The 18,186-nt window shown below is 62.9% G+C and carries 19 protein-coding genes; 13 read left to right on the top strand and 6 right to left on the bottom strand.

Annotation, left to right across the window (positions count from 1 at the left end):
• Window positions 1–89 precede the first annotated feature (89 nt).
• The 3 genes from AYJ54_RS13885 to AYJ54_RS51270 all read right to left on the bottom strand — a co-directional run bounded on the left by AYJ54_RS13885 (window position 90) and on the right by AYJ54_RS51270 (window position 2,649).
• Window positions 90–1,466: a sensor histidine kinase gene (locus tag AYJ54_RS13885; protein WP_063699465.1), complete on the bottom strand. Its 1,377-nt coding sequence runs from the start codon at window positions 1,464–1,466 to the stop codon at window positions 90–92.
• 108 nt (window positions 1,467–1,574) lie between these two features.
• The gene (locus AYJ54_RS13880; protein ID WP_063699464.1) at window positions 1,575–2,249 is read right to left on the bottom strand and encodes a response regulator transcription factor; all 675 of its coding nucleotides are present in this window, start codon (window positions 2,247–2,249) and stop codon (window positions 1,575–1,577) included.
• A 244-nt stretch (window positions 2,250–2,493) separates the two neighbouring features.
• Window positions 2,494–2,649, bottom strand: coding sequence for a hypothetical protein (locus tag AYJ54_RS51270; RefSeq protein WP_201724185.1), 156 nt, complete (start codon window positions 2,647–2,649; stop codon window positions 2,494–2,496).
• 235 nt (window positions 2,650–2,884) lie between these two features.
• On the opposite strand from AYJ54_RS51270, the gene ku reads away from it, so the two are divergent.
• From ku to AYJ54_RS13860, 4 genes are all read left to right on the top strand, one after another.
• Window positions 2,885–3,844, top strand: a complete 960-nt coding sequence (gene ku, locus AYJ54_RS13875) for a non-homologous end joining protein Ku (RefSeq protein ID WP_063699463.1) — start codon at window positions 2,885–2,887, stop codon at window positions 3,842–3,844.
• Between the two features lie 58 nt (window positions 3,845–3,902).
• Entirely contained in the window at window positions 3,903–4,139 is a 237-nt protein-coding gene (locus AYJ54_RS13870; RefSeq protein ID WP_063699462.1) for a hypothetical protein, read from the top strand.
• Window positions 4,140–4,365: 226 nt separating this feature from the next.
• Complete coding sequence (locus AYJ54_RS13865; protein ID WP_063699461.1) at window positions 4,366–4,545, top strand: hypothetical protein; 180 nt, start codon at window positions 4,366–4,368, stop codon at window positions 4,543–4,545.
• Window positions 4,546–4,796: 251 nt separating this feature from the next.
• Complete coding sequence (locus AYJ54_RS13860; RefSeq protein WP_063699713.1) at window positions 4,797–4,964, top strand: Flp family type IVb pilin; 168 nt, start codon at window positions 4,797–4,799, stop codon at window positions 4,962–4,964.
• 104 nt (window positions 4,965–5,068) lie between these two features.
• Here the strand turns inward: AYJ54_RS13860 and AYJ54_RS13855 are convergent, their stop codons facing one another.
• Window positions 5,069–5,737: a glutathione S-transferase family protein gene (locus AYJ54_RS13855; protein WP_063699460.1), complete on the bottom strand. Its 669-nt coding sequence runs from the start codon at window positions 5,735–5,737 to the stop codon at window positions 5,069–5,071.
• 50 nt (window positions 5,738–5,787) lie between these two features.
• Here AYJ54_RS13855 and AYJ54_RS50665 point away from each other — a divergent pair, with 50 nt between their 5' ends.
• Entirely contained in the window at window positions 5,788–5,943 is a 156-nt protein-coding gene (locus tag AYJ54_RS50665; RefSeq protein ID WP_161491853.1) for a hypothetical protein, read from the top strand.
• Window positions 5,944–6,026: 83 nt separating this feature from the next.
• On the opposite strand, the gene AYJ54_RS13850 is transcribed toward AYJ54_RS50665, so the two are convergent.
• Complete coding sequence (locus AYJ54_RS13850) at window positions 6,027–6,485, bottom strand: cupin domain-containing protein (RefSeq protein ID WP_063699459.1); 459 nt, start codon at window positions 6,483–6,485, stop codon at window positions 6,027–6,029.
• Between the two features lie 102 nt (window positions 6,486–6,587).
• Between AYJ54_RS13850 and AYJ54_RS13845 the strand changes: the two genes are divergently transcribed.
• From AYJ54_RS13845 to AYJ54_RS13835, 3 genes are all read left to right on the top strand, one after another.
• On the top strand, window positions 6,588–8,141 hold the full coding sequence (locus AYJ54_RS13845; protein ID WP_063699458.1) for a winged helix-turn-helix domain-containing protein: 1,554 nt from the start codon (window positions 6,588–6,590) through the stop codon (window positions 8,139–8,141).
• A gap of 105 nt (window positions 8,142–8,246) precedes the next feature.
• The gene (locus AYJ54_RS47155; protein WP_161491852.1) at window positions 8,247–8,948 is read left to right on the top strand and encodes a helix-turn-helix transcriptional regulator; all 702 of its coding nucleotides are present in this window, start codon (window positions 8,247–8,249) and stop codon (window positions 8,946–8,948) included.
• Between the two features lie 77 nt (window positions 8,949–9,025).
• The gene (locus AYJ54_RS13835; RefSeq protein ID WP_063699456.1) at window positions 9,026–9,466 is read left to right on the top strand and encodes a DMT family transporter; all 441 of its coding nucleotides are present in this window, start codon (window positions 9,026–9,028) and stop codon (window positions 9,464–9,466) included.
• Window positions 9,467–9,518: 52 nt separating this feature from the next.
• Here AYJ54_RS13835 and AYJ54_RS13830 read toward each other — a convergent pair whose 3' ends face one another.
• A complete protein-coding gene (locus tag AYJ54_RS13830) occupies window positions 9,519–9,920 on the bottom strand; it encodes a YciI family protein (RefSeq protein ID WP_063699455.1) in 402 nt (133 codons plus the stop codon).
• Window positions 9,921–10,483: 563 nt separating this feature from the next.
• Here AYJ54_RS13830 and AYJ54_RS13825 point away from each other — a divergent pair.
• From AYJ54_RS13825 to AYJ54_RS13810, 5 genes are all read left to right on the top strand, one after another.
• Window positions 10,484–12,175, top strand: a complete 1,692-nt coding sequence (locus tag AYJ54_RS13825; RefSeq protein ID WP_283808665.1) for a thiamine pyrophosphate-requiring protein — start codon at window positions 10,484–10,486, stop codon at window positions 12,173–12,175.
• An 85-nt stretch (window positions 12,176–12,260) separates the two neighbouring features.
• Window positions 12,261–14,786: a GAF domain-containing sensor histidine kinase gene (locus AYJ54_RS13820; protein ID WP_063699453.1), complete on the top strand. Its 2,526-nt coding sequence runs from the start codon at window positions 12,261–12,263 to the stop codon at window positions 14,784–14,786.
• Between the two features lie 41 nt (window positions 14,787–14,827).
• Window positions 14,828–16,546, top strand: a complete 1,719-nt coding sequence (locus AYJ54_RS13815; RefSeq protein ID WP_063699452.1) for an alpha/beta hydrolase — start codon at window positions 14,828–14,830, stop codon at window positions 16,544–16,546.
• 202 nt (window positions 16,547–16,748) lie between these two features.
• Window positions 16,749–17,096: a twin-arginine translocation signal domain-containing protein gene (locus AYJ54_RS53985; RefSeq protein ID WP_136623674.1), complete on the top strand. Its 348-nt coding sequence runs from the start codon at window positions 16,749–16,751 to the stop codon at window positions 17,094–17,096.
• A 16-nt stretch (window positions 17,097–17,112) separates the two neighbouring features.
• Window positions 17,113–18,075 carry an extracellular solute-binding protein gene (locus AYJ54_RS13810; protein ID WP_161491851.1) on the top strand — a complete coding sequence of 321 codons (963 nt, stop codon included), beginning with the start codon at window positions 17,113–17,115 and terminating at the stop codon, window positions 18,073–18,075.
• Window positions 18,076–18,186 lie beyond the last annotated feature (111 nt).

Genomic DNA, 18,186 nt, shown 5'->3' with positions numbered 1-18,186 from the left:
TAAGAAGCCGTTGAGGAAGTTGGATCGAATGCCTTGTCCTCCTCCGGACTGGCACCCCCGACGGCAAAAAAAGCGTGTCGAAACAAGCACTAGATGCCGGGAAGCACCAACTCCGCCCGGAGGCCCCCGATCGGCGCGCTCCCGAGCGAGAGGCGGCCGCCGTAGAGCCCGGCGAGATCGACCACGATCGACAGCCCCAGACCTGATCCCGGCTTGGATTCGTCGAGCCGCTGGCCGCGCCGCGAGACCTGGGTGCGCTCGGCCTCCGACAGGCCCCTCCCGTCGTCATCGACGATGATCCGCAGACGGGGGCCGGCGCCGGACTGGTGCGGCGTCTCCACCAGGACCTCGATGAAAACTCGCGAGGCCGCCCATTTGCAGGCATTGTCGACGAGATTGCCGACCATCTCCTCCAGATCCTGGCGCTCGCCCCGAAATTTTGCGGACGGATCGGCCTTGGCCTCGACGAGGATGTCGCGGTCGCGATGGATCTTCTCCATGGTCCGCCGTAATGCCTCGATGGCGGGCGCGACCTCCGTCACGGTGGCGACGACCGAGACCCTCGCCGCGATGCGCGCGCGCTCCAGATGATGGGCGACCTGGTCGCGCATCACATCCGCCTGCTCCATGACCTTGGCCGCAAACGGGTCAGTCGCGTGCACGCCGGCTTCGTTGACGATGACGGAGAGCGGCGTCTTGATCGCATGCGCGAGATTGCCCACATGGGTGCGCGCGCGCTCGACGATCTCGCGATTGGCGTCGATCAGCGCGTTGGTCTCGCGCGCCAGCGGAGCAATCTCGACCGGAAATTCGCCCTCGAGCCGCTCTGCGCGCCCGGACCGGATGTCAGCAATCGACTCCGAGATGCGCTTTAGCGGCGCCAGACCGAAGCGGACCTGGAACACGGTAGTCAGCAGCAGCACGATGCCGAGCGCGGTGAAGGTGCCGCCGAGGTAGTAGTCGAAGCTGCGCGTCTCGTCGAATATCTCGGTGGCATCGCCCGCGACGCTGACCAGATACTTGCCGTCGGCGCCGAGATCGACCGGCCGCTCCGCCATGCGCAGGTTCTGCCCCTCTGGCCCGTCGACATAAGCGAGCCTGATGCCGGCAGCGGTGAGCTCGGCGCCCTGCTCCTCCAGCTTCGGCAGCTTCTTGTCCCAGAGCGAACGCGACGAGCGTACCTCCGGCTTCTCGGCATCGGTCCGCGTGATCTGCCAGTACCAGCCGGACAGCGGCAATTCGAACAAGGGCTCGCCGAGCGACTGGAACTGGCGGTCCGGCGGCTCGTCGGGCGTTGCGACCTCGGCAATCAGCGTGCGGAGATAGAGGTTGAGACGGCGGTCAAAGGCCCGCTCGGTGGCGTTCTTGTAGACCGAGGACAGGACGACGCCGGTGATGGCCAGGATCACCACGAGCCACGCGGTCGCCGACAGGAACAGGCGGTTGGCAAGCGAGCTAGCGGCCATCGGAAGGGTCCCGGGAGGCACAGGACGGCGGGTCGTCAGAGGTCATGGGCCGACCAAGACCCCTGTTCCGCCGCCCGGTCAAGCCTGAGATGCTTCAAGCCCCAGGCTTCAGCTGCCGTTGGCTGCCGGCGGGGTCAGGAGATAGCCCAAGCCGCGGACGGTCTGGATGATGTCGACGTCGAGCTTCTTGCGGATGCGGCCGACAAACACCTCGATGGTATTGGAGTCACGGTCGAAGTCCTGGTCGTAGAGGTGCTCGACGAGCTCGGTGCGGGAGACCACGCGGCCGGAATGGTGCATCAGATAGGCCAGAAGCCTATATTCGTGCGAGGTCATCTTCACGGGATTGCCTGACACGCTGACCCGGCCGGTCCTTGTGTCCAGCGTGACGGGGCCGCAGGTCAGCTCGCTCTGGGCGTGGCCGGTCGCGCGGCGCAGCAGTGCGCGAATGCGGGCCAGAACCTCCTCCAGATGGAAGGGCTTTGCGACGTAGTCGTCGGCGCCGGCGTCGAAGCCCTGGACCTTGTCGCTCCAGCGGTCGCGCGCGGTCAGGATCAGGACCGGCATGGTGCGGCCGTTGCGCCGCCAGGCCTCCAGCACCGAGATGCCATCCTTCTTCGGCAGGCCGATGTCGAGCACCACCGCATCATAGGGCTCGTTGTCGCCGAGATAGTGCCCCTCTTCCCCGTCGAAGGCGCGGTCGACGACGTAGCCTGCGTCGCTGAGCGCCTTGGTAAGCTGGCGATTGAGATCGGGGTCGTCCTCAACAACGAGCAGGCGCACGCTTCTCTCCAAGAATGGTTCGACGGGACCGATGGCACGAGAGCCGCACCAAGATGATCAATTCCGGCGTGAACTGAATATGAACGCAGGGAACCGGCGAACGTTACTTTTTCGTCACAAACTAACTTCACGCGCCGACGCGACTGCGCCCGCCAGGCCACCGGAGGAGCCGATGGCATGACGGGCGCAATGTGCCGTGTTACGCGGCGAGTCGGAAGGTCCCAGCCTCCTGCCGATTTGGCCCTCAGGTCCGGAAGAACACGAACCAGATGACGGCGAGGATCAGGATCGCCAGCCCGGTCGAGATGGCGAGCAGCGCCGCCACTGAGGGTCCAGGCTCGCCCTGGCGCGCTTCGGTCGTGGTTTCCACAATCTGGTCGTGCTCTCGCGTGGCTGCCATGGTGACCTCGATCTCTGGCTATCGCATCCTCTTGCCGCGACCTCCTCGCAGCCTGACGTTTTGGGGCAACGCCTGATCATGAACGATGTTCCGGGCGGACTGCCCTCACCCGATGGCAACCGGAGCCAGCCCCAGCGGTTAACGTCGTTGCAAGATTCCGCCCCGCGGCTTGCTATGATTCGCAGGTCGGCGGTGATATCTTTGTTGGCTGTCCCTGTTGCGTTTGGAGTAACCCATGGCCCCGCGAGCCAACTGGAAGGGTTTTTTGCGCCTCTCGCTCGTGACCTGCCCGGTCGCGCTCTATCCCGCCACTTCGGATACCGAGAAGGTCTCGTTCAACCAGATCAACCGCAAGACCGGCCACCGGATCAAGTATCTCAAGGTCGACGCCGAGACCGGCGATGAGGTGTCCTCCGACGACATCGTCAAGGGCTACAAGGTCGACACCGACACTTATATCGAGGTCACCAAGGACGAGCTCGACGACATCGCACTCGACTCGACCCACACGATCGAGATCGACGAGTTCGTACCCAAGGCCGACATCGACAACCGCTATCTGATCCGCCCCTATTATCTCGTGCCGGACGGCAAGGTCGGCCACGACGCCTATGCGGTGATCCGCGAGACCATCCGCAGCATGAACAAGGTCGCGATCGGCCGCGTGGTGCTGACCAACCGCGAGCACATCATCGCGCTGGAGCCGCTGGAGAGCGGCCTGATGGGCACGCTGCTGCGCTATCCCTACGAGGTGCGCAGCGAGATGGAGTACTTTGACGACATCCAGGACGTGAAGCTCACCAAGGACATGCTCGATCTCGCCAAGCATATCGTCGAGAAGAAGTCCGGCGCCTTCGAACCCGAGCTGTTCGAGGATCATTACGAGACTGCGCTGATCGATCTCATCAACAAGAAGCGCAGCGGCATGCCGATCACGGCCAAGGCCGCACCGAAGACCGGCGGTAACGTCATCAACCTGATGGACGCGCTGAAGAAGAGCCTCGCAAGCGAGAAGGAGGCGGCGCCCGCGGCGAAAGTCGCCAAGGGCAAGAAGCCGAAGAAGCGCGTCGAAGGCCAGCGCGAGATGCTGCTGCCGATCGCAGGCAAGGGCGGCAGGGAAGCCGCCGCCAAGGAAGCCCCGAAGAAGGCCGACAAGCCGGTGCGTGCTCCGGCGCGGACAAAGAAAGCGGGATAGCAGCAGCGGTCGGGGGCGAAGCGCGTCGTGAGATCTCCTGCGGCCGGGCCGGCCTGACATGCCCTGGTCGGCAGCGTTCGACGATCCCATTGCCTTGCGCGGCGGCCGCAAGCTGCGGACCCTTCAAGAGGCGGCCGATCACATCATGCAACTGTCCGAGGACGCGCAGCACGCGAGCCACTGGCAGACGGCGATCGAGACCCTGATCAATGCGGCTGAGACCGGCGGCGGCTGGATGATGTTTGCCCGCATCGCGATGTTGCGGGCGCTGAACGCGGACGTTCATCGCAAGTGAGCCCTGCCCGGCCCGACATCGCTCTGCAGGTGTGCCAACTGTGATGAGTCCATCGCCGACCCGTTGAAGAACAGCCTCAACAATCCGTTAAGCAGCGCCATCGCTTTGGGCGCCCGATCTCCCCATCGTGGGGCGGCACGTAATCCTACGGAAGACAAAATTAACCGTCGATTCCCGTTGCGCACAGCATGGTCGCGCCGATGATTGAGCAGAGGTTCGCACGCCCGTGCAGCAGGACGCCAGAAAGAACTACATCGGCATCGTGAACGACAGGGCCGAGGAAGAGCGGCTCGCCGACGGCGTGGCGCAGTCGCAGCCGCGCGTGATGAGCTATCTGGTCGGACGCCTCTCAGCGATGCTGAGACGCCCTCACAAGGGCACGCCGGGACGTTCGCTCACGTCTTGAGACGCGTGACGACACTGCCGCGCCGTCCTGATGCCCGTCACCATGCCCGACCCCGGTGCTGCTCCAGACAGGATGCGCCGAATCCACCTGAATTGGTTGAGGAAACCTTAAGTTTATCGGTGCCAACGTAAGACGTTGCGGCAGGCGAGGACGGCCGAACCTGCTCTTTTGACGCGCAAAAAGTTAATGGATCAATTTACCATTCCGAAAACGGCGCGAGCATATGTTTGACGGACCAACAGGAGTTGACGATGACTTTGCTCAGGTCCTTTCTTGCCGACGAAAATGGTGCCACCGCTATTGAGTATTGTCTGATCGCCACCGGTATTGCGCTCGCAATCGTTACGATCGTGAACAACGTCGGGACGGCACTTCTGAACAACAAGTTCAACTCAGTTGACGTCGCCACGAAACAATGATGCCTGCGCAACAGCGCACCGCTTCAACTAACATTCAAATAACCGACAAGACTTCGCATTTTCGCGGCGGGTTTCGCCCGAGCTTGGCGATCTGACCGACATGATCAAGAGATCGAGACATTCTCGTCGGCAAGAACGCGCTGCACGGCCGGCCTCTGCATTGTTCGTTGGGTCAGACGGCGCCACGCGGGATAGCTAGTCGTCATGTCGAGACCGATGCGCACTCCCCATTGGTAGAATACCAGCAGGTAGGGATCGACTACCGAGTAAGCGCCAGGTAGCGCCCAATCACGACCGTCGTCGAGCAGGCTTTCGATATAGGCATACTGCTCGCGGACGTTTTGCTGGCCCTTGCCTTGAACGGCGGCGTAGTCCCGTTCGTCTGCAACGAAGCGATTTGGACGCCAGACTTGACCGTAAGAAACGGCATGCACGTTGCCGGACAGCCAGTTCATCCATTCGATCGCGCGCGCCTCCCCAGCTAGATCGGCAGGCAGGAGTTTCGCACCGGGATGTGTGCGCGCCAGATAGAACAATATGGCATGCACCTCCGTCAGCAGTTCGTCGGCCCCTCCAATCCGTCCAGCGACGCCGGACAATGCGGGAATCCTGGCCTTCGGATTTTTCGCCTTCCATTCCGGACTTGTCGTACCAACGCCACCGAGATGCCCCCGGGACGAAACCAGCTCCAGCTCGTACGGCTCTCCGATCTCCTCAAGAACGATGTGCACGGCCATGGAGCACGCTCCGGGAGAGTAATACAGACGATGCATGCGTATTCCCGCCAGGTTGGGATCGTTTCGACTGATGGAAGATGCGAACAATGTACCGGCTCGTCAATGGACCGCAACTTTTGGCTGGATCCCGACGTCGTCGCGCTCGCAATGATGAGCAAGCGCAATGGCGCACCGCTTCCATTCACATTTCAACAGGCATCGCGCCTGTCGGCCGCGACATCAGCTTTTTGACTCAGAGCTGACATTGACGCTTGCCATGTCAGGAGACGTTTTGACCACGCGACCGTGGTCAAACGAGTTCCAGATCCTGGCGTGAAAACGATGCCTAGCCTTTGAGTGCCGAGAGCTGATCTGTGTCATAGCGGGCTCGCAGCTCGGCAATCGTAGCGGGGTCAGCAGCGCCGCCGCGCGCCACTGTCTCGGCCAACTCCTCGAAATAGCGCTCGTGGCCAGGCGGCGACACCGTCATGAGCACGCGTGCGACCTCGTTCGAAGCGTTGCCGATGTTGTGCGGCACGCCTGGCGGGACGAACAGGTAAGTGCCAGGTGTGGCGCGCACGCGTTCGTTGCCGACTTGCCAGTCGCATTCGCCCTCCAGCACATAGAACGTCTCCTCCTGAACGCGGTGGACATGTAGCCCGGTGGAGAAGCCCGTTGGAATCGTCCACTCGAACATCGAGGTGTATCGGGTGTCGCTGCCGGTGACCAGAAATGCCATGGGATGGCCGGCAAGCTTTATGGACTTGCCTTCGCCTGGTCTGCGGATGATCGCCTTTCTATTCATGTCCAGTCCCTCATGCCAAGTTGGTTGGGAGCCTCGATCCTGCCCTTTCCGTCGTCGAAAGGTCGTGAAACAACTCCGAAATTGTTGCAAAATGTCGCCGAAATGGCTCAGCAGTTTCCACCAGGCACCTATAAATTCGGCTCCTTTGCACTCGATGCCGAGACGGGCGCGCTGCTTTGCGGCAATGCGCCGACCCTGCTCGGCCAGCGAGGTGCTGCGCTGCTGCGCCTCCTGTTGGAGCGGGCCGCGTCTCCCGTCGGCAAAGACGCGCTGATCGAGGCAGCGTGGCCGGGGCTTAATGTCGAGGAAAGCAATCTCACTGTGCAGATCGCCGCACTTCGCCGCGCGCTGGAGCAGGACGGCGGAGGCCGCTGGATCGAGACGCTACCGCGTCGCGGCTATCGCTATGTCGGCCCAGCGGTGACGCGGGTGGATGCAAATGCAGACGGGGCCGGGCACCCGGCCGCGTTGCTGGTACCGGAAAAGCCGTCGATAGCCGTGGTGCCGTTCGAGCACTCCGGCGAAGCCGCTTGGTTTGCCGACGGCATGGTCGACGACATCATCACGGGGCTGTCGCGCATTAGGTGGCTGTTCGTGATCGCGCGCAATTCCAGCTTCGTCTGGCGCGGCCGTGTCGCTGACGTGAAGCAGGTCGGCTGCGATCTCGGTGTGCGCTATGTCTTGCAGGGCAGCGTGCGGCGCGCCGACGACCGCGTCCGCATCAACGCGCAGCTCGCGGACGCCGCAAGCGGCGCACATATCTGGGCCGAGCGCTACGACCGCACCGTGGGCGACTTGTTCGCCTTGCAGGACGAAATCTCGCTCGCCGTAGTTGGCGCCATCGAGCCGAGCCTGCGCCGCGCCGAGGTCGAGCGTATCCGCCGAAAGCGTCCCGACAGCCTCGACGCCTACGAACTCGTGCTGCGTGCCCAGCCGGATGTCGATTCAGGCATGCCCGATCGTGCCGCGCTCGCGCTGCCGCAGCTCCAGCGCGCCCTGGCGCTTGAGCCTACTTACGCGCTCGCCCATGGCCTTGCCGCAATGAGCCATCATAATCGCTTTCTGCGCGCGGGACTGAAGGAAGAGGATCGATCGGCGTCAGTGCGCCACGCGCGTCTTGCAATCGAGCATGGGCGCGACGACGCGCTGGCGCTTACCTTTGCCGGCTTTTCGCTCGGAATGGATGCTCATGACAGGCAGGCAGCTTTCGCCGCGTTCGAAGCGGCGCTCGCGCTGAGTCCGTCGACCGCGCTGGCATGGATCCTCGGCAGCGTCGTCGCTGGCTGGGCCGGTGAAGCGGAGCGAGCAATCGACTGGAGCGAGCGCGGCATTCGCTTGAGCCCGTTCGATCCATGGGCCTTTGCTGCTTACGACGCGCAGGCGCTCGGCCATTTCTGTCGTGAGCGCTATGCGGAGGCCGCAAATGCAGCCTACAAATCCAACCTCGCCAATCCAGCCCACAGCATCACGTGGGTGCAGCTCGCTGCATCCCTCGCCGCGCTCGGGCGCCTCGAGGAGGCGCAGGCGGCTGCCGCGTGCGTGCTGGAATTGCAGCCTACCTTCCGCATCAAAAACCAGTTCGCCGGAGTTGCCTGCGCGCCTAAACTGGCGGCGAAGCTTGGTAAAGTGCTGCGCGCAGCCGGTCTACCGGAATGAAGCGAGCGCGACCAGCAGGTCGGCTGTTTGAAATCGCGCGGCCTTTGACAAAGCCGATAGGCATCCTTCCATTGCCGTCGACCGAAAATGGTCTACATACGAGCCATGAGCGCATTATGGAGCTATCGTCCTTATAACCGCGCAAGCTGCATCGAGATGGGGCGGCTCGAGACGACCGGCCCGATCTCTCAGGCTGCCCATTTCCATTCGGAAGTCCAAATTGCCATCGTGACTCACGGGTGCCGTGTCTATTCGAGCCCGCTCGGAGATCTCTGCGCCTCTGCAGGTGACATGGTGATCATACCGGCCCACCTGCCGCATGCATCGCAGGGCAGCACCGCATCAATAGTCACTCATCTCTATGCACCAAGCGACCATCCTTCCGTACGCGGCATGGTGATTCCGCAAATCATCCGGCGCGTGCACGCGCAATCGCCCTACGAGGCTCTCGACGCTATTGGATCGCTGCGCAGGGACGAGCGGCACGACAAACAGTTTGCATCGACAGGCGCGCTGTCGAAAAAAGTCGTGAACCAGGAACTTGATATCAATTCGATTGCCGCGCAACTTGGCTATTCGACCGACGGGTTCATCCGGGCTTTCAGGCGGCAGTTTGGAATGACGCCCGCCGCCTATCGTCTCGCACATCGACTGATGAACGCTCGGTCGAAATTAAGACGAGGCGACGCCATCGCTGATGTTGCCTATGCCATGTCCTTCGCGGATCAAAGCCATTTCGGGCGGCTGTTCCGAAGAGCTTATGGCGCAACGCCTGCCGCCTATCGGTCCGCATTCGTGGTCCCGTGAAGAAGTCGATTTCCTTCCAGACGGGCTGCAGGCCTCGCGAGTAGCGTCGCGGAAGAACAAATCTGCGCGGCCGTTTCATGAATGCTTTTGCACCTCTCCTTGTCGTCGCGGCGGGCTGCTGCCTCGCATTCCAACAATTGTTGAATGCGAACCTCGGGAAAACGCTGCAATCGGCCTGGTGGTCGGCATTTGCCAGTTATCTCGGAGGAACGATCGCCTTGTCGGCGCTGCTGATCATCTTGCGCGAGCCGCTCTTCAGCCTCGCTTCGGCCATGCGCGCTCCCTTGATTACGTGGACAGGCGGTGTCTTCGGCGCGATGTTCATCGCGACGAGCGTGTTCATGGTCCCGCGCCTCGGTGTTGCGACCGTTCTGACCTTGATTCTCGTCGGTCAGTTACTCAGCTCGCTTTTGTTCGATCACTTTGGTCTGCTTGGTGCGCCGCAGCATCAGATAACGTTCGTTCGATTGCTCGGTGCAGTATCGCTGATTGCCGGCGCCGCGATGGTTCGTCTGTGACTTGCACAGTCGTATTCACGACGATTTCTTTCCATGCTGCCCCCCGCGACCGTCACGGATTTCCGTTGCCTCCGGCGTCGGAGTTTCGTCGCAAATCAGCCATCTCGTACAGCGGCCGGATTTCGATCTCGCTCGGTCCCGGCATGGGATTGGGGCAGCGCTTCACCCAGGCGACCGCCTGGTCCATGTCCTTGACGTCCCAGAGCCAGAAGCCGGCGACCAGCTCGCGAGGCTCGGCGAAAGGCCCATCGATGACCGTGCGGCGGGGACCATCGAACGCGACACGCTTGGCTTGCGAGGTGGGCTTGAGGCCGTCGGCCATGACCAGGATGCCGGCATTCCGCAGCTCGTCATTGAATCTGCCCATCGCCTCCATCATCTCGGTCGTCCAGGGCTCCGGGAAATAGCCCTTTTCGCTGTCTTCGGTCGCCTTCACGAGCACCATGACACGCATCGTCTGTCTCCTTGTTTTAGCCGGCCTCATCGGCTTGGCGTCGGAACGACGAACGGGGTTTTGGGATGCCGACATCGTCCGGCAAATTTTCCGCTCGCGAACCCGTGAGGAGATTTCGTCAACCACGCGGAACGAAACAATTGACTTTGGATCGACGCCGCTTTCCAGCGACCACGAAATCACGACGAAGCATCGCCGCGCTAACGTTGGAAGTATTCTGATTGGGAGAGGCAACAATGCGGTCACATCAGACTCTCGTCGCTCCAGTAATCATCCTGTGCTGCTCGCTGTTGAGCATCGCCACTCTGGTGATGGTCGGAGCGTGGTGATCTCCGGGTTAAACGTCCATGCGCGAAGAATTCACATCGCTGGCTTTTCTGGCCGTGACTATCGCCGGTGTTGCTCTGCTCGGGTCAGGCCTGCTCGCACTGTTTCTCGTGGGATAGGCCGCGCGGCGACCCAGGGGGCCCGCATGGCAGGCTTGATCGGCTGCACGCTTGCGCTGCATAGCTGACCTACCGCGGCCCTCCCGCGCCCGTGCTTTACGCCTCTTCAAATTCCTGATCCTCTCTCTCCCAAATCGGCCGGGCCAACCGGCCTGCTCAGGGGAGAGAGACGCCATGAAGCTCGGCACTGCGATCGCGGAAATCATGAAGCGCGAGGGGATCGAGATCCTCTGCGGCTATCCCGTCAACCACCTGATCGAGCACGCGGCAAAAGCCGAGATCCGGCCCGTGATGGTGCGGCAGGAACGCGTCGGGATCCACATGGCAGACGCGATCTCCCGTGTCACCTCGGGACGCAGCATCGGCGCGTTCTGCATGCAGCATGGCCCGGGCGCGGAGAACGCGATGGGCGGCGTCGCGCAATGCTTTGGCGAGTCCGTGCCGGTGCTGGTGCTGCCGATGGGCTATCAGCGGCGGCTGTCGCACGTCGAGCCGAACTTCAATTCCAGCGAGGTGATGAAGGCGTTCGCCAAATCGTCCGAGCCGATCATCCTGGCAGCTGAGGTCGCCAACATCTTCCGCCGCGCCTTCACCAAGCTGAAGAACGGCCGCGGCGGACCTGTCGTCGTCGAGATCCCCTCCGACATGTGGAACGAGGAGGTGCCGGAGCCCCTCAACTACACCCCGGTGCTACGCACCCGCTACGGCGCCGACCCCGTGCATGTGAAGGAAGCGGCAAGCCTTCTCGTCAATGCGAAGCGGCCGGTGATCTATGCCGGCCAGGGCGTGCATTACGCGCAGGCCTGGCCACAGCTGAAACGGCTCGCCGAACGTCTTGCGATCCCCGTCACCACCAGCCTCGGCGGCAAGTCGTCATTTCCTGAAACCCATCCGCTCTCGCTCGGCTCCGGCGGGCTTGCGGTGCCGCGCGCGGTGCCGAAATTTCTCGCCGAGGCTGACGTGATCTTCGGCATCGGCTGCTCCTTCACCGAAACCAACTTCGGCATCGCAATGCCGAAGGGCAAGACCATCATCCATTCGACGCTCGACCCGAACCATCTCAACAAGGACCTCGAAGCCAGGGTCGGCCTCGTCGGCGATGCCGGTCTCGTGCTCGATGCGCTGCTGGAGGAGATCGGCAAGACCGTCACAGCGGATCGCGACGCCTCGGCGGTCGCGGCCGAGATCGCCGCCTCGCACAAGGAATGGCTCGCGAAATGGATGCCGAAGCTCACCAGCAATGACGCGCCGCTGAGCCCTTATCGCGTGCTCTGGGACCTCCAGCACACCGTTGACATTCGCAACACCATCATCACGCACGATGCCGGCAGCCCGCGCGACCAGCTCTCGCCGTTCTGGAAGGCGGTCGAGCCCCTCTCCTATCTCGGCTGGGGCAAGACGACGCAGCTCGGCTACGGCCTCGGGCTTGCGATGGGCGCCAAGCTGGCAAAGCCCGACAAGCTCTGCATCAACGTCTGGGGCGATGCGGCGATCGGCTTCACGGGCATGGATTTCGAAACCGCGGTGCGCGAGCGCATTCCGATCATGTCGATCCTGCTCAACAATTTCTCGATGGCGATCGAGCTGAAGGTGATGCCGGTCTCGACCGAGAAATACCGCTCCACCGACATTTCCGGCGACTATGCCGCGATGGCGCGCGCCTTCGGCGGCTATGGCGAGCGGGTGACCAAGCCCGAGGACATCGTGCCCGCCATCAAGCGCGGCATCCAGAAGACGCGGGAGGGCGTCCCGGTGCTGCTGGAGTTCATCACCAGCAAGGAGACCGAGGTATCGCGGCCGGGCACTTGAGGCATACTTGAACCTTGGCCGCGCCGGCTTTTGGCGCTAAAGGCGCGGTCGTGGGGACTGGCTCCCCGGCCGCACCGGACGATCAATGACCGCGCTTTCCGAGGATATGGCTGCCGCGCTGAAGCGCACGATCGACGAGCTCGAGCAGCAACTCAAGTCCGGCGCGGCCGAGAATGCGCGGGCAGAGGACGAGAAGCGGCAAGCCCTCGAACGGCAGGCCGCAACGGCCGACATCCTGAAAGTCATCGCGGCCTCCCCCTCCGACGCGCGGCCGGTGTTCGAGGCCATCGCGTCCAGCTCCAAGCGCCTGCTCGACGGCTTTTCCGCCACCGTGCTTCAGTTCATCGGCGATGAGCTCCATCTGGTGGCGTACACACCGACCAGCCCCGAAGCCGACCGGGGATTGAAGGCATCGTTCCCGCGGCGGATCGCTGACTTTCCGACCTTTGAACTGGTTCGCGGTGGCAAGACGATCCAGTTTCCCGACAGCGAAGCCGACGACGTCCCGCAACTGAACAAGGAGCTGGCGCGGCTGCGCGGCTTCCGCAGCGTGCTGTTCGCGCCGCTGATGAACCGGGGGACGCCAGTCGGCATGATCAGCGTCACGCGCGCCCAGCCTGGCGCGTTTGCCGCCGAGCACGTCCAACTGCTCCAGACGTTCGCCGACCAGGCCGTGATCGCGATCGAGAATGCGCGGCTGTTCAACGAAACGCGGGAGGCGCTGGAGCGCCAGACCGCCACCGCGGACATCCTGAAGGTGATGGCGGCCTCGCCCGCCGACGTGCAGCCGGTGTTCGACGCCATCGCGTCCAACGCCAACCGCCTGATCGGCGGGTTTTCCACCGCTGTGCTGCGCTATGTCGACGGCGCCGCGCATCTTGCGGCTTTCACGCCGACGGATCCGGCCGGCGACCGCGTGCTGCAGGCCTCGTTCCCGGTTCCCTTCGCAAAATTCCCACCCTACCAGCTCGTGGCAAACGGCATGGCAGCGCAGCTGCCTGACACCGAGATCGAACCGGCAGCGCGCGAGATCGCGCGCGCCCGCGGCTATCGCAGCATGCTGTTCGCTCCGCTGATGAGCGAGGGCCAGGCCATCGGCGTCATCATCGCCACACGCAGGTCGACCGGCGCGTTCGGCGAGCACCATGTCCGACTGCTGCAGACCTTCGCCGACCAGGCGGTGATCGCGATCAAGAATGTCAGCCTGTTCAACGCGACGAGGGAGGCGCTGGAACGGCAAACCGCGACCGCGGATATTCTCAAGGTGATTGCCGCCTCACCGGCGGACGTAACGCCGGTGTTCCAGGCCATCTCCGATAGTGCCAAGGCGCTAATCGGAGGACATTCCTCCACCGTCACCCGCGTCATCGATGGCATGCTGCATCTGGCGGCCTTCACCACCAACAACGAAGCCGGCAACGAGGATCTGCTCAGCTCATTCCCGACGCCGCTGTCGGCATCCGGCATTCACAGCCGGGTGGCGGCGAGCGGACAGTTCGCTTTCCGCACCGACATGCAGACCGAACCCGACCTCACGGAGGCGATGAAGGAGCTCGCGCGGACAAGAGGCTATCGCAGCATCCTGGTGGTCCCGATGCTGCGCGATGGCGTTTCGATCGGCACCATCGGCGTAACACGACCAGAGGCCGGCCATTTCCCGGACAAGGCGATCAATCTGCTCAAGACCTTCGCCGACCAGGCCGTGATCGCCGTCGAGAACACGCGGCTGTTCAACGAGGTGCAGGCCCGCACCAAAGAGCTCGCGAAATCCCTCGACGATCTGCGCGCCGCGCAGGATCGCCTGATCCAGACCGAGAAGCTCGCCTCGCTCGGCCAGCTCACCGCCGGCATCGCGCATGAGATCAAGAACCCGCTCAACTTCATCAACAATTTCGCCGCGCTCTCGGCCGAGCTCGCCGACGAGGTGAACGAGGTGCTCGCGGCCGTCACGACGCTCACGGGCGACGTCCGCGCCGATATCGACGAGCTGACAGGGCTTCTGAAGGACAATCTGCAAAAGGTGGTGCAGCACGGCAAGCGCGCCGATTCCATCGTCAAGAACATGCTGCTGCATTCGCGTGAGGGCGGCGGCGAGCATGGGCCGGCCGACGTCAACGCGCTGGTCGAGGACAGCCTCAACCTCGCCTATCACGGCGCACGCGCCGAGAAGCCACATTTCGACGTTACACTGAAGCGCGATCTCGATCCCGAGGCTGGAACGGCCGAGGTGTTTCCGCAGGAAATCACCCGGGTGCTGCTGAACCTGATCTCGAACGGCTTCTATGCCGTGACCAAGCGTAGCAGCCAGGCCGCCGGAGGCTTCGAACCCACGCTCAGCGCCTCGACCCACGACCGCGGCACCCATGTCGAGATCCGCATCCGCGACAACGGCACCGGCATCCCGCAGGAGGTGAAGGAGAAGATGTTCAATCCCTTCTTCACGACGAAGCCGGCCGGCGAAGGCACCGGCCTCGGTCTCTCCATCAGCCACGACATCATCGTCAAGCAGCATGGCGGCACGCTCGATATCGAGACCCAGCCCGGCGAGTTTACCGAGTTCAGAATCCTGTTGCCGCGCAAAAGCAATTTTTCGGACAAGAACAGAGGATAGCCGTATCGTCGGGTCTACGGGTTGAGGAACATCGTCGCTTGATGGGTGCTTTGAAGAATCTGGCTTGGCTCATTCGGCGGCAATTGCTCTCGCTGTCCGGCGTCGGCCTCATGCTGGGTGCGCTGTTCTTCGCGGCCGCGCTGACGCCGACGCTGATCCCGCGGAGCTACCTCACGCAAGGCGTCCTCGCCGGCGCCTGCTTCGCGATCGGCTACCTCGCCGGCATCCTCTGGCGCTGGCTGTGGCACTATCTCGAGTTGCCCGAGCCCTCGGCACGCGTGAGATCGAGCGCCAATGCGTTGGTCGCGGCCGGCTGCCTGCTCGTCGTCATCATCTTTCTGCGGCGTGCCGCCGAATGGCAGAACTCGATCCGCGCCGTCATGAACATGGCGCCGGTCGAGACCGCGCATCCGCTCGAGGTCTGCGGCATCGCCCTGATCACGTTCGTCGTGCTGCTGGCGCTGGGGCGGCTGTTCGTGCTTGTCGTCGGCTTCCTGTCCACGCGCACAAGACGTGTGATTCCGAGAAAGATCGCGAACGTGATCGGCGTGCTGGTCGCGGCGCTGCTGTTCTGGTCGATCGCCAACAATGTCCTGATACGCGCGGCCTTCGGCGCGCTCGATTCGTCCTTCCGCGAATTCGATGCCTTGCTCGAACCTGAACGGCCGCAACCAACGGCGCCCGGGAAAACAGGAAGCCCTGCTTCGCTCGTAAAGTGGAAGCAGCTCGGACGTGCGGGGCGCCAATTCGTTGCCTCAGGTCCGACCGCTGCGGAGATCAGCACCTTTACCGGGCGACCCGCGCAGGAGCCCGTGCGCGTCTATGTCGGCCTCGGCGGTGGCAACACCGCGCAGGCGCGCGCGAAGCTCGCGCTGGACGAGCTCAAGCGCCAGCACGGATTTGAACGCGCAGTCCTGATCGTCATCACGCCGACCGGCACCGGCTGGATCGACCCCTCCGCGATGAATACGGTCGAATATCTCCACCATGGCGATGTCGCGAGCGTTGCCGTGCAGTATTCCTATCTCAACAGCCCGCTGTCGCTGCTGTTTCAGCCCGAATACGGCGCAGAGGCCGCGCGCGCCCTGTTCTCCGAGATCTACGGCTACTGGACGACCCTGCCGAGGGACAAGCGGCCAAAACTGTACCTGCATGGCCTCAGCCTCGGCGCCATGAACTCGGAGAAATCCGCCGAGCTGTTCGAGACGATCGGGGATCCCATTGCCGGCGCGCTGTGGAGCGGGCCACCGTTCGAGAGTCGCATCTGGCGCTCGGTCACCGCGAACCGCAACGCGGGCTCGCCGGCCTGGCTGCCGGAGTTTCGCGATAGCCGCTTCGTCCGCTTCATGAACCAGAACGGACCGACGGTGCCGGCGGATGCGCCCTGGGGTGCGTTGCGCGTCGTCTATCTGCAATATGCGAGCGATGCGATCGTGCTGTTCGACTACCGCGACGCCTACCAGGCCCCGGCCTGGATGGCAGCGCCCCGCGGTCCGGACGTGTCACCGGAGCTGCGCTGGTATCCCATCGTCACGATGCTTCAGCTGGCCCTCGACATGGCGGTTGCGACCAACACGCCGATGGGTTTTGGCCATGTCTATGCGCCCGAGCATTACGTCGATGCCTGGGTCGCGGTGACCGATGTCCAGAACTGGTCCGCCCAGGCGCTCGCGCGGCTCAAGGACCATCTTGCGGCGGCGGCGCGGAAGGGGGCCGAGAGCAGCGCCGACGACAATCCCTACGCCGACCGTGGCGGATAAGACCGGTTGGCGGCAGCGAGACGGCATTCGGTCCGCTTATGGGGTTGCGGATGGGTCACATCTATTGACCGGCTTTTGTCGAGATACCGCGGGCTATGTCGCCGCACTATCTTAGCAAAAAAACAATCCAGGGGGAGCGAGGCCGATCTTTCACCAGGATCGGCCTGATCTAACCGGAAGCCAAACGGAGGAGGATTCGCAGATGACCACGCGAAATCGTGTCACGCGACGCCGGCTCCTGAAGGACACGGGGCTCGGCCTTCTCGCAGCCGGCTCAGCACCGGTACTTTCGACACCATTCATATCCCGCGCCATGGCCGACACCAAGACGCTGTCGATCGTGCAGTGGAGTCACTTCGTCCCTGGTTCGACAATTTCGCCAGGGATTGGGGAACCAAGAACAACATCGAGGTTAGCGTCGACCATATTCCTGTCGCAGACGTTGCCGCCCGCGCTGCCGCCGAGGCATCGGCTGGATCCGGCCACGATCTGTTTGGGTGGAATGGAGCCGGCGGCGCGCACCTCTACCGCAAGTTCCTCGTCGATGTGACGGACTTGTCGAGTCGGTGGAAAAGAAATACGGCAAGATCACTGTCATTGGTCGGCAGATCGGCTACAACCAGGACGACAAGACGTGGTCCGCATTCCCCGACTATTACATCAATTTCCCGGTGATGTACCGCAAGAGCCTCTGGGACGGAATCGGGGTGCTGCCCGACACGTGGGACAGTATCCGCATCGGCGGCGCGAAGCTAAAGCAGAAGGGCAACCCGGTCGGAATTTCGCTCGGCCACAGCAACGATCCGAATACGACCTGGCGCGGCCTGCTCTGGAGCTATGGCGGCGCAGTCCAGGACGAGAGCGGAAAGCATGTTGTGCTCGACAGCAAGGAGACGGTCGAGGCGGTCAAATTCGTCGCTGCCCTCTACAAGGAGGCGATGACGGCGGAAGTGCTGTCATGGAGCGACGCCAGCAACAACCAGTACATCGACTCGGGCGTCAGCTCGCTGATCATCAACCCGATCTCCGCCTATCGAACGGCCCAGCAGCTCAATAAGAAAGTTGCCGACGACATATTCGTGATGAAGCCGCCCAAGGGCCCGGTTCGCCAGATCATGGGCGGTGCCGCCGAATTCTACGGCATCTGGAAATTTGCCAAGAACAAGGAGGCGGCGCTCGAGTTCCTGAAATACTACGCCGACAACTGGGTCGATGCCTTCAAGGCGAGCTCGGGCTACAACAACCCGATCTTCGCCAACATCGTCCCGAAACCGATGCCGCTGTTGTCCGACGATCCGACTTCGACGCCGCGTGACAAGCTGTCCGTCTTGCAGACCTCCGACGAATGGTCCGCCGTGCCTGGCTATCCGGGGCCGGCCTGGCCAGCCACTGACGAGATCTACAACAACTTCATCATCTGCGACATGATGGCGAAGGCGGCGACCGGGGTCATGACTGCCGAACAAGCCGTCAAATGGGCGACGCAGCAATGCGAGGCCATCTTCGACAAGTGGCTGCACAGATCCTGAATGACGGCTGCACCAGCGAACCGCATGCATATGCGGTTCGCAATGGTTGCTCCAGACGAACGGGCATAGGGAACAGCTAGTCCTGCCGAAACGTTTCCGCATCGACTGATT

Source organism: Bradyrhizobium centrolobii, assembly GCF_001641635.1.
GTDB classification, from domain to species: Bacteria; Pseudomonadota; Alphaproteobacteria; order Rhizobiales; family Xanthobacteraceae; genus Bradyrhizobium; species Bradyrhizobium centrolobii.
Note: the sequence above shows the minus strand (reverse complement) of the source record. Positions and strands in the feature narration are given on the sequence as shown.

Excerpts from the sequence above, each read along its gene's own strand:
- AYJ54_RS50665 (WP_161491853.1), top strand. The coding sequence starts at position 5,788 with ATGTACCGGCTCGTCAATGGACCGCAACTTTTGGCTGGATCCCGACGT.
- AYJ54_RS13870 (WP_063699462.1), top strand. The coding sequence starts at position 3,903 with ATGCCCTGGTCGGCAGCGTTCGACGATCCCATTGCCTTGCGCGGCGGC.
- AYJ54_RS53985 (WP_136623674.1), top strand. The coding sequence starts at position 16,749 with ATGACCACGCGAAATCGTGTCACGCGACGCCGGCTCCTGAAGGACACG.
- AYJ54_RS13835 (WP_063699456.1), top strand. The coding sequence starts at position 9,026 with ATGAATGCTTTTGCACCTCTCCTTGTCGTCGCGGCGGGCTGCTGCCTC.
- ku (WP_063699463.1), top strand. The coding sequence starts at position 2,885 with ATGGCCCCGCGAGCCAACTGGAAGGGTTTTTTGCGCCTCTCGCTCGTG.
- AYJ54_RS13885 (WP_063699465.1), bottom strand. The coding sequence starts at position 1,466 with ATGGCCGCTAGCTCGCTTGCCAACCGCCTGTTCCTGTCGGCGACCGCG.
- AYJ54_RS51270 (WP_201724185.1), bottom strand. The coding sequence starts at position 2,649 with ATGGCAGCCACGCGAGAGCACGACCAGATTGTGGAAACCACGACCGAA.
- AYJ54_RS13845 (WP_063699458.1), top strand. The coding sequence starts at position 6,588 with ATGGCTCAGCAGTTTCCACCAGGCACCTATAAATTCGGCTCCTTTGCA.
- AYJ54_RS13860 (WP_063699713.1), top strand. The coding sequence starts at position 4,797 with ATGACTTTGCTCAGGTCCTTTCTTGCCGACGAAAATGGTGCCACCGCT.
- AYJ54_RS13855 (WP_063699460.1), bottom strand. The coding sequence starts at position 5,737 with ATGCATCGTCTGTATTACTCTCCCGGAGCGTGCTCCATGGCCGTGCAC.
- AYJ54_RS13820 (WP_063699453.1), top strand. The coding sequence starts at position 12,261 with ATGACCGCGCTTTCCGAGGATATGGCTGCCGCGCTGAAGCGCACGATC.
- AYJ54_RS47155 (WP_161491852.1), top strand. The coding sequence starts at position 8,247 with ATGAGCGCATTATGGAGCTATCGTCCTTATAACCGCGCAAGCTGCATC.
- AYJ54_RS13830 (WP_063699455.1), bottom strand. The coding sequence starts at position 9,920 with ATGCGTGTCATGGTGCTCGTGAAGGCGACCGAAGACAGCGAAAAGGGC.
- AYJ54_RS13850 (WP_063699459.1), bottom strand. The coding sequence starts at position 6,485 with ATGAATAGAAAGGCGATCATCCGCAGACCAGGCGAAGGCAAGTCCATA.
- AYJ54_RS13815 (WP_063699452.1), top strand. The coding sequence starts at position 14,828 with ATGGGTGCTTTGAAGAATCTGGCTTGGCTCATTCGGCGGCAATTGCTC.